Below are 16,153 nucleotides of genomic sequence, written 5' to 3' on the forward strand. Positions count from 1 at the left end.
AAGATGAAGTCAGAGCTTGGATTAGAGATGCTGGAGCGGGTGCAGAGTATTTGCGCAGCGCTGCCAGAAGTGGAACAAATCGTTGATGGATTTGGCCATGATGTGATGAAGGTGCGAGGTAAAACCTTCATCATGATGGGTGAAGGACATAATAGTGACCTGCCAAGCTTGTCGATCAAAGCTACGAAGGAGCAGCAGTTCCTGCTGCTGGAGCAGGGCGGATATGTGAAGACAGCGTATATCGGCCATCACGGCTGGGTTTCTGTTGACATGGAGGTAGGACCAAACTGGGATGAGCTGACGGTGATTATTCAGGAAGCTTACTTGCTTGCAGCGCCGAAGCGGCTGGTGAAACAGGTGCTGGAGAGTGTTCATAATTAAAAAAGAGCGTATGGGCTACCAGCCCATACGCTCTTTTAACGAGCTAATTTGAGCGAGATGATGCCGGCCATGCCAGTCAAATCGCTGAAGTGCGATATCAAGTGTCATAACGCCATGCGTAGGACTGGTAAAGGTTCTTTGGAAGTCGGACGGCTGCATCGCATGGAGCAGTACGGCGAACCGGCTGCGCAGCGATTCGATCAGTACCAACGATGTTCCGATAGGCGCTGTATAATCATTCAGCTCCGCCCAGACATCCTCCCGATAAGTTGAAGCTATAGGGTTATCCTCAGTTAGTGCTTTCTTGAACCGGATATAGGCGTTCATATCATTATCAGACAAATGGTGAATAACCTGTTGTACGGTCCATCCGCCAGGACGATAAGGAGTGAGCAGCTGTTCGGAAGTCAGGCTCTGCACGATGTGTCGAAGCTGCGCAGGCATTTCGGCAATTTTTCTTATCCACTCTCTGCGCAGCTCTAAGTCTGGTTCTAATACCGCTTCGAAGTGACCGATGGGAAAACGTAAGGTGTCCATCCTGTGTATCTCTCCTCTTTTTTTGATGATCCCTTGTACCTATTTCATGTATTGACATCTCTCATTTAACCATTTATAGTTAGATTCAATGTGATATTGAGAATCATTATCGTAGTTGATGCATTATAAAAATAGTAAAGGGGTCTTATCATGAAAAAGTTTATTCCCGCTATCTTTCTTCTTGCGCTTGTACTGGTTCTTGGTGCATGCGGAAACAATGCAAACAAGACGAACAACGCTAACAACGGAGCTGCAGAAGCGACAGCAACACCTGAGGCAACAGAATCGGCAGCAGCAGAGCAGCCAGCATCTGGAACTGTAACGTATCAAGCTGAAAGCGGCCCAGTAGAAATTCCTGCGAATCCACAGCGTATCGTAGCATTGGCTTATGCACCTAATATGATCTCCCTTGGCGCTAACATTGTTGGCGTAGACCAATGGACCAATATGAGCCCGCTCTTCACTGACAAACTGAAGGGTGTAGAGGTTGTATCCGATGAAGATCTGGAGAAAATCATTGAGCTGGATCCGGACTTGATCGTTGTGGGTACAGAAAGCAAGAACGTTGAGAAGCTGAGCGAGATCGCTCCTACCGTTGCTTTCACATGGGGTAAGCTGGATTACCTGAATCAGCAGGTGGAAATCGGCAAGATTCTTGGCAAAGAGCAAGAAGCAACAACTTGGGTTAACGACTTCAAATCCCGTGCAGCCGCACTTGGCGACGAGGTTAAAGCGAAGATTGGCGAGAACGCAACTGTATCCGTACTTGAGACGGACTCGAAGAGCTTCTACGTGTTCGGCGATCATTGGGCACGTGGTACAGAAGTATTGTACCAAGCAATGGGGCTGAAAATGCCTGAGAAAGTAACAAAGGATGCTCAAGGACCTGGTTATTACACCTTATCGCAAGAGATTATTCCTGATTACTCGGGCGATTGGATCGTCCTGAGCAGAAGTACTGCAAATGACAATGCCTTCATGAACACAGACACTTGGAAGAACATTCCTGCTGTAAAGAACAATCATGTCATTGAGATTGATACAGAAGCTTCCACTTACAGCGATCCAACAACCTTGGAAAGCTTGCTGACAATCTTCAAGGAAAGCTTCCTTAAATAATTCAACCCTATAACAAAAAGCTCCTTCCAGTACAACGGGAAGGAGCTTTTTGTATCTTAGTGACTCATGCTAACTTTCTTCTCACCATCAGGCTGTTGATCGCCTTCCGGCGGCTTTGTACGTTTTACAAACAAACCGATGATGACAGCTGCGATCGCCACGATAAGGCCGATCCAGAATGCATCGTGAATACCTGCAACCATACCGTGAGCTTGCTCTGCAGGTGACCCAGGATCGGAGGATGTACTCAGATAATCCTTCGTGCCATTTGTCATAATACTGATAAACAGCGCTGTACCAATCGCACCGGATACTTGCTGCAGCGTGTTCAGGATTGCTGTACCGTGCGGGTAGAGGTGACGCGGCAGTTGGTTCAGACCGGATGTTTGAGCTGGCATCATAACAAGGGAAATACCGATCATCATAATAATATGGATCATGATGATATGACCGTTGCTTGCTGTTGCATCAATACCAGTGAACATCCACAGCGAGACTGCAACGAGAATCAGGCCTGGTGTTACAAGAATACGTGGACCAAACTTGTCGAACAAGATACCGGAGATCGGAGCCATAACCCCGTTGACAATACTACCCGGCAGCATGATGAGGCCGGAAGTGAACGCGGTCATAAGCAAAGCACCTTGCAGGAACATGGGAAGCAACGTCATTGTTGAGAACAACGTCATCATCAGTACGAACAGCAGGATGGTTACGATAGTGAACATCGGGAATTTGAATGCCCGCAGGTCCAGAATCGGAGCTTTCAGTACAAGCTGACGCCAGATGAACAGGATCAAGGAGATTGCACCAATCGTAATCAACCAGATCACTTGAGGATCCGACCAGCCTTTTTCACCTGTGGAGCTAAAGCCGTATACAATTCCGCCGAAGCCGATTGTAGAAAGAAGAATAGACAAAATATCGACCTTAGGTTTCGTAATGTCTGAAACGTTCTTTAAGAACATAAAGGAGAAGATAATGGACAACGCGGCCAGCGGAATAACGAGAATAAAGAGCCAGCGCCAGTTCAGCGAGTCCATAATAACACCAGACAATGTTGGACCAATAGCAGGAGCGGCCATAATAACAAGACCAATCAGGCCCATGGCGCCACCGCGTTTTTCCGGCGGGAAGATGGCCATTATGGTGTTCATCAATACAGGAAGCATCAGACCGGTTCCGATCGCTTGAACGATCCGGCCTACGAGGAGTACGCCAAATTCAGGAGCTACAGCCGAAATGACTGTGCCGGCAAAAAACAGCATCATGGCGCCAATAAACATTTGCCTGGTCGTATACCATTGCTGGAGCAATGCCGTGACCGGAACGAGTACACCAACGACAAGCATATAAGCTGTTGATAGCCATTGGATAGTCGAAGGACCAACCTCGAAAGCCTTCATTAATTCAGGAAGTGCATTTCCAAGCAAAGTTTCATTCAGGATCGCGATGAACGCGCCAATAATAATCGTAGCAATAATGGGCCCACGCTTGATATTCGTCAAGTCGGGTGCAGAGCTGGACGTACCAGCATTAGAAGCATTCATAGGATAATTGCCGTCCTCTCCTTCGTCATATGACGAAAAGGTATGTACGTTATTTTGTTAAGGCTTGATGGACAGTATACTCGGTTACAGCGTCCTTAATTTCCCCTCCATAGATCTTTAATTAGCCCAATTTCCACTTTATCACAGGGGGCTAGGCAGAGAAAAGGGTCGGTTCGGGGAAAAAACGACTATAATTTGGTTAATTTATGATTAACGGATGAAAGGGCACCCGCCGGGTGCCCTTTCATCCGTTATAGTTGTTACTCCTCTTCTTCCTCGACAATGATCCGTACCGTATTCGTAAGCAAGCCTGCTCGGAAGCAGGAGGGTCCGAAGCGGAATTCGAAAAGTACAGCAGCCTGGTTAATGATAATGCCGCCTATCGGTTCAGCGAGCACGTTTACCAGGAAGGTCAGTCTGCGTGTTACTCCCGGACCAATCGTACCAAGTGGAATACCCGCTTGAGGATCAGGCTGCGGGATTCCATCCACGGTGAGGCTTCCCGATGAAAATTGAAGTTGATTGTCGAGTGGATCGTAGAAGATGACGTTGGCTGCGGTGATATCCGTCGACAAGTTCGTGAGGGTAATATTGTAATGATAGCTATCCCCAACCTTGACGATTTGGGCATCTGAGGTCTTGAGGAAGGAGGCATAGTCTGATGCTCGAATCGTGGATACCGGGTTAGATATCGTATTGGACTGGAAGATCTGCGTCAAAATCTGTTGATTCGGCAGCAGGAAATCAGCTTTAACCTGGGCCGTATTCGTTAGAGCCCCGCTACCTCTTACGAGTACATCAAACCGGACTAGGGTGCTTTGATTTTGAGCAATTGGCCCAAGACTAATGCCTTCACTCGGATTATCATCCAGTCTAAGCACGTTATTAACGCGAATGGTTCCTGGAATGAATAGAGCATTAGCCGGAAGGATATCCGTTAAGATGGTTCGGCCAGATACCGCATTGCCATTATTGACGACAAAGATGGTATAGGTGATCCGCTGTCCCACAAATAAGGAAACATTAAGGAAAGCTTTGGAGACGAGCAGGTTAGGCGTATTCTGTACAGTTGTCCATGGGACGGTAACAAAGCTGGTTGAAATGATCGGTTGAACGGTTCCAGTCAGAACCGGTATCGTCACGCCAACAAGCGGCGTCAACGTAATGCCTGGAACAGATACCTGCTGATTCAGCAAGATAGTTCCATCTGGACCAGTGATCGGCCCCAAATTCGGAACTTGACCCGGAGCCGGCGTTACACCAGGCTTAAAGATAGGAAGAACAGGAAGCAAGAGCCCGGGAATAGGCGTTACACCCGGCATTGTTGTAAGGGATAAATCACCTGGCGTACAAGTAGCCGGTACGGTACCCGGTGGCACAGTAACAATAAAGCCCTTATTTGTAATTTGTCCATTTGGTGGATAACCGGAAACAAATGCATCGAATTGGATCGTCACGACCTGCCCGACATTGATTAAACCGATGACAACTTGTTCGGTAATGTCTACACCACTGAATCGCCCGCCGTCAATAAATAAGCTGGATGGAATGAATTGAACGCTCGGCGGAAGAATTTCGACTAATAAGACTTCTCCTGGTGCGGTCCCTATATTCGTGACTGTGATGAAATAAGTAATCGTGTCCCCAATCTGTGCGGTAGTGACACTTGGAGTTTTGGTCGCAGTAATGATTGGACCCGTGACAACCGCCGGTGTCGTTGTTGAAGTGGAGGTTGTTGTGGTGGTTGTAGTCGTCGGCACAGGCGTTGTTGTCGTTGTAGTGGTAGGGACAGGCGTTGTTGTAGTAGTTGTCGAAGTAGGAGGGACAACCGTTGTTGTACTGGATGTGCTTGATGTACTGGATGATGATGATGTGCTTGATGTCGATGTTGTACTTGTTGTGGATGTCGTAGTTGATGTCGTCGTAGAAGTGGTAGAGGTTGTGGTGGTTGAAGTTGTCGGTTGAACCGTGCCGGGCAGGCAGCCTACGAACGGAATATTGTGCGCCTCAAGCGTGCCGCCCACATTCGTGAGTGATTGGGCAACAAGCGTACCGTTAATATTGCCGAAGCCAATCGCTTCCCAGTTCGCATAAGGAGCAAGAACCGAACCGGTAATCGATAGGTTCTGGTTAAAGGCGGTGATCGCCTGATAGAGGTTCCACAGAATAAGTGCTCCGTCCTCAGGGACAGCAGAAATACCATTACGAAAGATCTGAAAGCTGCCAAATCCGACATGATCATCTCCAACATTAATGAGAATGGTTGAACCTGCCGGGGCAATGATATTAATGCCGTTTGCGGTATCCAGCCGCAGTCCGTTACCGTCCACGTTATTGCCATTGAACATAAATATGTTAATGGCGGGATCTGTCCCCGTAAGTACGATTTGACCAAAATTATTGGATACCGTTCCATTGACCGGTAAAGCAGCGAGATTAAGAGACAGCTGTGCCAGATTTTGCTCAGCCCCGTCGAAGTCAATGGGTGTACCAACAAGAGGCTGGCCCGGCACTCCGTTATTATTGGTCATCGTATAATTAATGACCGTACTGCCCGGGAATATAACGGTATTCCCTGCAAAGTTTGTCCCCGCTGTGATGTCTATATTTCCGCGTACGATGAGATCCGATCTTGTAGTTGATACGGGCAGTGTATTGCCTACTCCGTAGCTGTTATAAGTGGCATTGCCTCCAACGGCCACTCGCCCCTCCGAATCAACGAAGGATTGTGTGTGATCGCCAAACAGAAATAAATTAAAGTCATTGGCTATCCCGAGATTGACACAGGCCATCCCATTAATCCCCTCCATTAGTACAGTCTCAGCCCAATAATGTGCACCTTAGATACCTATGCATATTCCCTTTAATTAAGGCATAGAAGAGAGTATTTAATCGGAAATAGAGGGGGCCAGCTCATGCATGTCGCTATTGTGACGATGTTTAACGGCTTGTCGAAGACTTACTCGTTAGTGAGTGTGGTGGAGGAGCATCTTCATATGCTGCTTGGCGGAGGAATGAAGGTAAAGGTGCTTGTCAGTCAGGACTGCCCCGACTCTGAGCGGTATGGCATATACAGCGATGAGAGGATCGAATGGGTTAAAATAACGAACCGGCTGAACGGCCAGCAGATTCATTGGCTTGATTATACCCAGCCGACCGGCAGGGTCCATTCGACTTTTTTTCAGGAGGCGGAAGTCATTGCGGACAGCTTATGTGAAGCTGTTCGGGATGTCGATGTCGTCTTTCTTCACGATATTCTCTATCAGGGCTGGCATTTGGTACATAACATCGCGATTCGGCAGGTGCAGGCGCGGCTTCCACGACTGCGATTCCTGGCTATGAATCATTCCTATCCTGCCGTGAGACCACTTCGAATGGACTGGCCTCTCTCGGGCAGATATACGCCGCTTCCTAATACCACTTACCTCTATCCCGCAGAGTCAGGATTACCCGCTTTAGCTCGTCAATATAACGTTCCGCTTGAGCAGTGCCGGGCTATTCCGAATAGCCTGAATCTATTTGGTGGAATGAGCGAAGCAGTCCAAAGACTTGGTAGTCTGACGGACCTGCTTACACCGGACATTCTAGCTGTCTATCCTGGGAGGCTGACGACAGGCAAGCAATTCGATAAAGCTGCCGCTTTGCTTGGTGCAATAGGCGCAGAATCAGGCAAGAAGGTCAAACTGATTTTCTGCGACTTCCCCTCCCTTGATATTGAACCAGCGTCGTACAAACGAATAATTCGAAGCGCAGGTGAGAGTTACGGGCTTGGCGGTGACGAGCTTGTTTTTACCTCCGATATCGGCTGGCCGGACGGTTTTCCCCATCGTGGTGTGATGGAGCTATTTACGTTAAGCAATCTGTTTATTTGCACGTCGTACTCGGAATCCTTTGGACTGATCGTACTGGAGGCAGCTAGCCGAGGGAATCTGCTTGTGCTAAATCAGGCGGTGCCTGCCTTGGAGGAGCTTGGACATGGGCTGAATGCTTATTTTATGCGGTGGAATGCAAGAGGCTTTGATTGTGATACAAGAGAAAGCTACCATCCTTCAGAGGAAGCCTATTTACGAGAGCATGCAGGGATTATTGTCAGACAGATGGAGAATAATCCCGTTCTTCAGGCTAAGACGATTACCCGCCAGCGGTACAGTCCACAGTGGATTTGGGAGAACCGGCTGAAGCCGCTAATTGAGGGGCTTTAATTGAATAATATCCGTATCCCAAAGCTCTCTCTTGCCAAGTGCAATGAGGGAGCTTTTCTGCTATGGCGGTTAACACATGATGCATAATTTGGAAGGGACAGTGGAATGATTAACCTATCTTTTCCTGACTTAATGGGAGCAAGAGGAATGGGATGATCAGTCAATGAGTGGAACAGCTAGTAAAATCAATATCACCCAGCTGCTTATGATATTTGCTTTAACGAATGGACTTATCGATCATGTCATTATTAACCCGATGCTGCTGGACTCTTCCGGGCGTGATGCTTGGATTACGGTCCTTGTGACTGGCGGTATGTTTATCGTTTGGTGCCTGCTGCTGGCATGGATGATCAAAAAATCAGGGCAGCAAAAGTGGCATAAGTGGATCTCTGAGAAAACCCATCCCGCTATTTCATGGATATTAATGGTGCCAGTCTGTGTGATCCTGTACCTGATTGGAGCTACAACGGTGGTTCATACCGTGAAATGGAATACAACAAACTACTTGCCGGACTCACACGCGTTTGTACTGGCCCTCACCCTAGTGACCATCTGCTTCATGATTACATTATGGGGTCTCCGGGTCATTGCCATTACTTCAGGAGTCTTGTTTCCCATCGTCTGTATGCTGGGGGTATTCGTCAGCATCTTTAATCATTCGGAAAAAGATTATCGTCTCCTTACCCCCATCTTGGAGAAAGGGTGGGCTCCTGTTCTTGACGGTGTCCTCTATGCTTCGAGTGGATTTATTGAAGTTATCTTTCTTCTGATGCTTCAGCATCGGCTCAGTGAGAAGATCAAGACATGGCAGGTTTTTGCCTACAGTCTGTTTATTATCCTCATTATGCTGGGCCCTATTATCGGAGCGATTACCGAATTTGGACCTAAAGAAGCATCCAATCAGATGACTCCTCCATATGAACAATGGCGGCTGGTGAAGGTAGGGGAATATCTCGAGCATGTCGATTTTTTCTCCATCTTTCAATGGATGTCAGGCGCATGTATTCGAATTAGTCTCGCTGTCTATTTGCTTACGGATACCTTCAAACTGAAGGGGAGAGTACGCAAATGGGCTACCGTCATTATCATGGTGAGCTATCTGTTTGTTGGCATCATTCCAACGAATGATTACTCCTATTACCGGTGGATGTATGCCTTCTTCCTGCCGATATCCTTCGGTATCTTGTTTGCTGTGACATTGATCTGGATGGTCATTACGCTATTTGCCAAGCCTGCAAAACCTTTCCGAAAGGATGAGCCTCAATGACAGCACCGGCAGCCAGCATGAGCTGGTCGGAAGAACGTTTGAAGCAGTTATATAAAGGCTCGGCTGATGTGTGTGTGAAGCCATGCCGGTTTGGTACAAGTGATAAGACTGCTGTTGTGCTGGTCTATGCGATTGGTCTATGCGATACCGGACAAATTCATGAATTTGCTCTTCCTGTCCTGGCTGAGTATTACGAGCGAGGTGGCAAGGTCACAACAGAAGAGATGTATCAGCTGGTGTCTAGACTGTCGCTGTTCCCATATAAGGACAATCCTACCGATGAGGAGATCGACGAGACGATCTTTGAAGGGGGATTATTCCTCTATTTCGTGCAGGAAAAACGCTATTTCTGTATGGAAATCGCCAATCGTCCGCAGAGAATGCCAACCGAATCCAGTACTGAAATCTCTATTAAAGGACCCAAGGATGGCTTTAATGAGGATATGACGACCAATGTGGCGCTTATCCGCAAGCGTCTGCGCAGCCATTCCCTTTATGTTAAGGAATACTCATTAGGAAGGCGAACGAAGACGAAGGTTTCTCTGCTCTATTTCTCGGATATTATCAGCCCCAAGATATTAGACGAGGTTCATAAAAGTCTGGAATCAATTGATACCGACGGGGTGTACAGCATAAATCAGCTGGAAGAAGCCTTGACGGGCTCGAGGTATAAGTTTCTTCCCTTGCTGGATTATACGGGCCGACCCGATTATTGTGTGAACTCCCTGCTGTCCGGCCGTTTTCTTATCGTTATGGATGGCAATCCGCTTGTGATCGTGGGTCCAGCGGGATTAAGTCTGCTGTTGAAATCACCGGAGGATATCCATTTTAATTACAGCTACGTTTCATTCGCACGGCTTATTCGGCTGTTCAGTCTGTTCTTGACGGTATTTCTGCCGGGGATATGGGTGGCGTTAATGGCCTTTCATCAGGATCAGCTGCCATTCCGAATTATGGCGACAATCTCGGTATCCCGGCTTGGGCTGCCTTTCTCCGCGCAAATCGAGATGTTTATCCTGCTGATGCTCCTTGAAATCTTCCGGGAGGCGGGTGTACGTCTTCCAACCTCAATTGGCCAGACGTTAACCTCGATTGGCGGTCTAATTATCGGGGATGCCGCGATCAGGGCGGGACTTGTCTCTCCTTCGGTTGTGGTTGTAGGTGCTATAACGGCTGTCTCAGGCGTAACGCTGGTTAATCAATCCTTAAGCACGGTGGTCAGCATTATCCGTCTGTTCTTTTTTGTGCTCTCTTCTTTCCTTGGCATGTATGGAGTTATTCTGGGTATTGTTATTTTTATTGCTGTGATGGGCAGTCAGAAATCATTCGGAGTCAGCTATCTCGCGCCGTTATCTCCGCTTAAGCTGCGGGATTTGATCGGCTCGTTCCTCAGGCTGCCTTGGTTTTTAATGAAACGGCGGCCTGCCAGCTTGCAGAATCAGGACGAGGAACGGTAGAGGAGTTGAAGACGATGCGCTCTTTATTACGAATATGTGTCCTTTGTTTGATAGGGGTGCCGCTGCTTCAAGGGTGTGCCAATTCCAGAGATATTCAGAACCTGGCTTATGTGACGGCACTTGGCATCGACTATGAAGAAGGCAAATACAAGACGTATGTGCAGGTGCTTAATTTCTCGAATATTGCCCGGTCGGAGAATACGCAGCTGGGAACAGAAGTGCCGATCTGGATCGGCAAAGGGCAGGGAGATACCCTGGCCATTGCACTGGCAAATACAAATTCAACCTCCCAATTCCCTCTGTTCTGGGGGCATCTGAAGGCGGTTGTGCTTAGTGAGAACATCTTGCGGATTGACGGCAAAGAAACGTACAGCACGCTGAACCGCTTTTATGAGGTGCGCTATAATGTCCTGGTATATGGGACGAGGGAGAAGCTGCCAGATATTCTAACGCAAAGATCCTTGTTCAACTTATCTCCGCTAGACACCATTATGTACACAAGTATGCAGGTTCGCAGCCAAAGTCCTTATATCCTCTCCGCTTATGGCAACCGGCTGATTGCGAATATGAATGAGCCAGGCAACTCTTTCTATATGCCGTCCATTGCTATTAATAGAAGCACCTGGCTGGAGGATGAGAAGCAGAAAGGGATGTTTGAGCTGGACGGAGCTTACTTTTTCAATCAGGGGCGGTTAGTGGACCGGATGTCGGTGGATGAGCTGAAGGGCATACGGTGGGCGACAAGGAAGATTGTCAGAACGTCGCTTCAAGTTCCACTGGACGAGGGTAAGAAGGCTGTTATTTCGTTTACACACCCTAAGCTGAAAGTCAGGCCGAAGGTGAAGGGCAGCAGGGATGTGATCTTTGATCTCTCTGTAACGGCAAATGGTACAATTAGGGAATCCTTTAATGCACCGATAAAGGAGCTTGAGCAGAAAGCGGAGCAGGCAATTGAAGACGAAATTCGAAAAACGTACAGGATCGCTTTATCGAAAAAATGTGACCCGTTCCAGCTGGAAGAAGCACTCTATCGCCAGAATCCGCGCGTCTTTCACAAGCTGAGTCAAGGGGGAATGTTTTTCTTGAACGAACACTCCCTCGGCAGCCTGCATATCGAGGCGAATGTTACAAGTACAGGCAAGTATAAAGAGGTTGTAAAATAACGGGCTACAGCGTCTGACCGCTGTCGACGGTAATGATCTGGCCGGTCATGGCTTCCTGCTCGAGAGCAGCGCATATGAGCTGGGCAATGTCATCTGGCGTTGAGATTTGCTGCAGCAGCAGGTTAGGGGCAAGTGATTTCATCTGTTCCTCTCTGCCGTCCCACCACCTAGTTGCAACAGCCCCTGGCACAACGCAGTTGACTCGAATGAGTGGAGCAAGGGCGCGGGCGAGCGATTTAGTGAGGCCATGGACGGCGGCCTTAGATACAGCGTAAGGCAGGGAAGAGCCGGAGCCGGTTGTACCGGCAATACTGCCAAGGTTGACGATCGCTCCTTGTCCCTGCTTCTTCATGTGAGGAGTGACAGCTCTTGCACAGTAAAACATCCCCTTCACATTGACATCAAACAGCTCATCCCATATCTCATCTGTTGCGGATTCCAGGTCTGGGAGCGGGATGTGGCGGGTAATGCTTGCATTATTGACGAGCAGATCCACTGTTCCATAACGGTGGACGATCTGATCAATCATGTTTCTTACTTCGTTGTCTTTCGAAACATCAGCTTGTATGGCAATGGCCTGTCCGCCTAAGTCTTGAATCAGCTTCACGGTTTCTTCGGCCTCTTCTTTGGAGCGGGAAAAGTTGACTACGACAGAAGCGCCGCGATTAGCTAGGGCAAGGCAAGTTGCTCGGCCGATGCCTGTGCCTCCTCCTGTTACTAACGCTGCTTTATTTTGCAGATTTATGGGATCTCCTCCTATGGATTACATTTATAAATAAATTGTATCTCTCAGCTTCCGATTTGTATAATTGAACTTAATGAATAATTTGTTCAATATTATTGAACTTGGGTCGGGCTGAAGGGGAGATAACGGATGGATCTGAAGACGTTTAAGACGCTGCACATGATTGTGAAATGTGGCAGCTTTCATCAGGCGGCGGAGGAGCTGAACTATGCGCAGTCGACGGTAACGATGCAAATTCAGAGGCTGGAGGCGGATTTGGGCGTACAGCTGTTTGAACGGGGGAAGAAGATAAAGCTGACGGAAGCGGGACGGCTGTTCTATGAGCAGAGTCTGGATATTACGCATCGGATGGAGCAGTTACAGGCTCATTTATCGGATATGCAAAATGGCGAAGCCGGCAAAGTGCGGCTTGGCGTAACAGAACCGTCGGCCAGCTACCGGCTGCCGATGCTGCTGCAGTCTTTTATGCGAGAGTATCCAAAGGTTGAAGTGTCACTGGAGATTGCGAGTACACCTGCGCTGGTAAGCAGCCTGAAGCAGGGAGAGCTGGATTTTGCTTTATGCTCGTCGCCGGAGGCTGGTGAGGAGCTGTATTTTCATGCGCTGTTCCAAGAGGAGTTTACGGCTCTGCTGCCGGAAAGACACCCGCTTGCCGACTCTGAGAGCATTAGGTTAAGTGATCTGGAAGGACACCGATTATTAATTACAGCGGCGACCTGTCCCTATCGGAAAAGGCTCGAGCGAATGCTGCAAGACGCCGGTCAGCCCTCGATTGCGACGATGGAGATCGGCAGCATGACGGCGCTTAAGCGTTATGTAGCAAGCGGATTTGGAATCGCTCTTGTTCCCCGTATTGCCTTAGATCCCTTACCTGTCGGCACGTTGACGAGAGAGATCAATGGTGAATCCATCGATATGCTTACGGGACTCTTGAGCAGAACCACGCCGCTTGGGCAAGCAGCAGTGAAGCTTTACGAGAATTTAAGGCAGAAGTTGGAAAGGATTTGAACCCTTGCATAGAGAAGGTATTAAGTGGAAACGATAGAGCAAGGTTCGATCGTTCATCTAAATTTCAATGGAAGAGGGTAAACAATAATGTCTAATCTGAATATCGGAATTATTTTGGGCAGCACACGCCAAGGCCGTGTATGTCCTCAAGTGGGCGAATGGGTGAAGGGCGTTGCTGACAAACGTGGCGATGCAAACTATGAAATCGTTGATGTTGCCGAGTACAAGCTGCCAATGTTTGGCGAGGTAGATGCAACGGAACAGGCTACTGCTTGGAATACGAAGCTGGCAAGTCTGGATGGATTCGTATTTATCGTAGCGGAGTACAATCACAGCATTACCGCTTCTCTGAAAAATGCGCTCGATTTCGCGCGTGATGCTTGGAACAATAAAGCTGCCGGCATCGTTAGCTATGGTTCGGTGGGCGGCGCCCGTGCTGCTGAACATCTGCGCGGCATTCTCGGCGAATTGTCGGTAGCGGACGTACGCGTTCACCCGGCTCTCTCGCTGTTCACTGATTTCGAGAACGGCTCGGTATTCAAGCCAGCTGATCTGCATCTGACGAATGTGAACGGCATGCTCGACCAAGTTCTTGCTTGGAGCGGTGCATTAAGAACGCTTAGACAATAATTGTCTACTAGGCTGTAAACAAGGCTTTCCGCCATTACGATGGTGGAAGGCCTTGTTTTTTTATGATCTTAATTTTGTGCAACTTGTAACCTTCTTGTCCTTTCGTGCGTCTGTAGCACTGTCTTGAATTTCGCAAATTCAACACTACATCAAGGAGAGTGCTAAACGTGAAAAAACCAGTGTTTATTCTGTTATTTACGATCCTCATCGGCCTAACGCTGAGTGCCTGTTCTGAAAAAGGCAGCAACAAAACCCCCGATCCAAAGTTGTCGACTGAAGAGATGATTGAGCAGCTTACGAAGCAATACGAGCAGCCACCCCAAACCGATCTTGAGACAGATGGGGTAAAGAATCTGTACCATTTGGACCCGGCTCTTCTTGACACTTATACCATTAAGATTCCACTGATGAATGTGAAGACCAATGAGATTGCGGTGCTGAAAGCGAAGGATGCCAAGGACGTTGAGGCTATTCAAGAAGGCGTGAAGCAGCGTGCGGCTGACGTACAGAAGCAGTTCGAAACTTATCTGCCTGACCAATATGAGAATGCAAAAAATTATAAAGTAGTCGCCCAAGGCAGCTATGTTCTGTTTGTCATTGGAGAGAATGCGGAAGATATCGTAAACGCCTTCAACGGATTCTTCGAGACGAAGTAACCGGCTATGGTATTTAGCAGCCTGCTATTTCTGTTTGTATTTCTGCCGGTCGTATTCCTGCTCTACTTCCTGTCACCCCGCAGGATGAAGAACCTTGTTCTTTTCCTGACAAGTCTAGTCTTCTACGCCTGGGGTGAGCCTGTCTATATTGTCATCATGCTGATCTCGACCGTTACGGACTACAGCTTTGGGCTCTTGTTAGACAAACCAGAGTGGGGGCCTAAGCGGAGGAAAGTAATCGTTGTTGCATCGGTCATTGTGAATCTGGCGCTGCTCTCTTATTTCAAGTATGCAGACTTCGCTATCAGCAATGTGAATGCACTGCTTGGCATAGATATTCCGCTGACCGAGCTTGCGCTGCCGATCGGCATCTCGTTTTATACGTTCCAATCGATGTCCTACATTATCGACGTGTACCGCGGAACGGCCAAGGCACAGCGTAACTGGATCGACTTTGGTACGTTTGTTGCCTTGTTCCCGCAGCTCGTCGCAGGGCCAATTGTGCAGTATAACACGCTGGCGGAGCAGCTCCGGGAACGCCGTGTGACGATGGAGATGTTTGCGGAGGGTGTAAAGCGCTTTATTATCGGCCTGGCCAAAAAGGTGCTGCTTGCAAATAACATCGGCTTGCTCTGGCATGCGATCTCGGACGCAGATGCAGGCACTTTACCAGTTCTAACTGCATGGCTTGGTATTATTGCATTTGCCTTCCAAATCTATTTCGATTTCAGCGGTTATTCCGATATGGCGATTGGACTTGGACTTATGTTTGGCTTCCGGTTCAATGAGAACTTTAATAAGCCATACACGGCTCAGAGCATTACAGATTTCTGGCGCAGATGGCATATCTCGCTTAGCAGCTGGTTCCGGGATTATGTGTATATTCCGCTCGGCGGCAATCGGAAAGGACTTGGCAAGCAGCTTCGCAACATTCTGATCGTCTGGGTGCTGACTGGGATTTGGCATGGTGCGGCATGGAACTTTATGCTGTGGGGCTTGTACTTTGGTGTCATTCTTATCTTCGAAAAATGGGCAGGGCTTCGGCTTCTCGCCCGGGCACCAAGATGGATCAGGCATGTCTATGCCAGTCTGCTTATTCTGATCGGATGGGTGCTGTTCGCCTTTGATGAGCTGCCGAAGGTTGGCGATTACCTTGGGGCTATGCTTGGTCTTCATGGACGACCGCTGTGGGATGATGGAACGGTGTATTACCTGTATACGAATGTGATTTTGCTCCTTCTGTTGATAGTGGCATCGATTGCCTGGAAGAGACGTGCTGTGGAAGAAGGAGCGGAAGCAGAGAACAGTCCCAGTCCTGTACGTCTTATGGCAAGCTTCGCGTGGCTGATTGTACTGTTCTTCCTGTCCGTCTCTTATCTCGTCGACGCGACGTTTAATCCGTTCCTGTATTTCCGTTTCTGACAGCAAGGGGGACATT

14 protein-coding genes are annotated in these 16,153 nt (G+C 48.4%); 10 read left to right on the forward strand and 4 right to left on the reverse strand.

Translation table 11 applies throughout. The features are described 5' to 3' along the window. Positions 1 to 3: 3 nt before the first annotated feature. A complete protein-coding gene (locus AC0YNT_RS09065; protein WP_475804273.1) occupies positions 4 to 381 on the forward strand; it encodes an MmcQ/YjbR family DNA-binding protein in 378 nt (125 codons plus the stop codon). Between the two features lie 15 nt (positions 382 to 396). Here the strand turns inward: AC0YNT_RS09065 and AC0YNT_RS09070 are convergent, their stop codons facing one another. Next, the gene (locus AC0YNT_RS09070) at positions 397 to 918 is read right to left on the reverse strand and encodes a YfiT family bacillithiol transferase (protein WP_475804274.1); all 522 of its coding nucleotides are present in this window, start codon (positions 916 to 918) and stop codon (positions 397 to 399) included. 150 nt (positions 919 to 1,068) lie between these two features. Between AC0YNT_RS09070 and AC0YNT_RS09075 the strand changes: the two genes are divergently transcribed. Continuing rightward, positions 1,069 to 2,037, forward strand: coding sequence for an iron-hydroxamate ABC transporter substrate-binding protein (locus AC0YNT_RS09075; RefSeq protein ID WP_475804275.1), 969 nt, complete (start codon positions 1,069 to 1,071; stop codon positions 2,035 to 2,037). Positions 2,038 to 2,093: 56 nt separating this feature from the next. Here the strand turns inward: AC0YNT_RS09075 and AC0YNT_RS09080 are convergent, their stop codons facing one another. Beyond that, positions 2,094 to 3,587 carry a DHA2 family efflux MFS transporter permease subunit gene (locus AC0YNT_RS09080; protein WP_475804276.1) on the reverse strand — a complete coding sequence of 498 codons (1,494 nt, stop codon included), beginning with the start codon at positions 3,585 to 3,587 and terminating at the stop codon, positions 2,094 to 2,096. Between the two features lie 260 nt (positions 3,588 to 3,847). Continuing rightward, the gene (locus AC0YNT_RS09085) at positions 3,848 to 6,379 is read right to left on the reverse strand and encodes a choice-of-anchor A family protein (RefSeq protein ID WP_475804277.1); all 2,532 of its coding nucleotides are present in this window, start codon (positions 6,377 to 6,379) and stop codon (positions 3,848 to 3,850) included. A gap of 123 nt (positions 6,380 to 6,502) precedes the next feature. Here AC0YNT_RS09085 and AC0YNT_RS09090 point away from each other — a divergent pair, with 123 nt between their 5' ends. The 4 genes from AC0YNT_RS09090 (at position 6,503) to AC0YNT_RS09105 (ending at position 11,676) form a co-directional block, all read left to right on the forward strand. Beyond that, entirely contained in the window at positions 6,503 to 7,789 is a 1,287-nt protein-coding gene (locus AC0YNT_RS09090) for a glycosyltransferase (protein ID WP_475804278.1), read from the forward strand. Between the two features lie 163 nt (positions 7,790 to 7,952). Then, positions 7,953 to 9,056: an endospore germination permease gene (locus AC0YNT_RS09095; RefSeq protein WP_475804279.1), complete on the forward strand. Its 1,104-nt coding sequence runs from the start codon at positions 7,953 to 7,955 to the stop codon at positions 9,054 to 9,056. Further along, positions 9,053 to 10,513, forward strand: a complete 1,461-nt coding sequence (locus AC0YNT_RS09100) for a spore germination protein (RefSeq protein ID WP_475804280.1) — start codon at positions 9,053 to 9,055, stop codon at positions 10,511 to 10,513. Before AC0YNT_RS09095 ends, AC0YNT_RS09100 begins: the two co-directional genes overlap by 4 nt. A 14-nt stretch (positions 10,514 to 10,527) precedes the next feature. After that, complete coding sequence (locus AC0YNT_RS09105) at positions 10,528 to 11,676, forward strand: Ger(x)C family spore germination protein (RefSeq protein ID WP_475804281.1); 1,149 nt, start codon at positions 10,528 to 10,530, stop codon at positions 11,674 to 11,676. 4 nt (positions 11,677 to 11,680) lie between these two features. On the opposite strand, the gene AC0YNT_RS09110 is transcribed toward AC0YNT_RS09105, so the two are convergent. Further along, positions 11,681 to 12,421: an SDR family NAD(P)-dependent oxidoreductase gene (locus AC0YNT_RS09110; protein ID WP_475804550.1), complete on the reverse strand. Its 741-nt coding sequence runs from the start codon at positions 12,419 to 12,421 to the stop codon at positions 11,681 to 11,683. Between the two features lie 129 nt (positions 12,422 to 12,550). Here AC0YNT_RS09110 and AC0YNT_RS09115 point away from each other — a divergent pair, with 129 nt between their 5' ends. The 4 genes from AC0YNT_RS09115 to AC0YNT_RS09130 all read left to right on the forward strand — a co-directional run bounded on the left by AC0YNT_RS09115 (position 12,551) and on the right by AC0YNT_RS09130 (position 16,137). Beyond that, positions 12,551 to 13,429, forward strand: coding sequence for a LysR family transcriptional regulator (locus tag AC0YNT_RS09115; RefSeq protein WP_475804282.1), 879 nt, complete (start codon positions 12,551 to 12,553; stop codon positions 13,427 to 13,429). 87 nt (positions 13,430 to 13,516) lie between these two features. Further along, a complete protein-coding gene (locus tag AC0YNT_RS09120; protein ID WP_475804283.1) occupies positions 13,517 to 14,059 on the forward strand; it encodes an NADPH-dependent FMN reductase in 543 nt (180 codons plus the stop codon). A 167-nt stretch (positions 14,060 to 14,226) separates the two neighbouring features. After that, a complete protein-coding gene (locus AC0YNT_RS09125) occupies positions 14,227 to 14,715 on the forward strand; it encodes a DUF4358 domain-containing protein (RefSeq protein ID WP_475804284.1) in 489 nt (162 codons plus the stop codon). Between the two features lie 6 nt (positions 14,716 to 14,721). Further along, positions 14,722 to 16,137 carry an MBOAT family O-acyltransferase gene (locus AC0YNT_RS09130; RefSeq protein WP_475804285.1) on the forward strand — a complete coding sequence of 472 codons (1,416 nt, stop codon included), beginning with the start codon at positions 14,722 to 14,724 and terminating at the stop codon, positions 16,135 to 16,137. Positions 16,138 to 16,153 lie beyond the last annotated feature (16 nt).

This window comes from Paenibacillus sp. J22R56 (assembly GCF_056269375.1).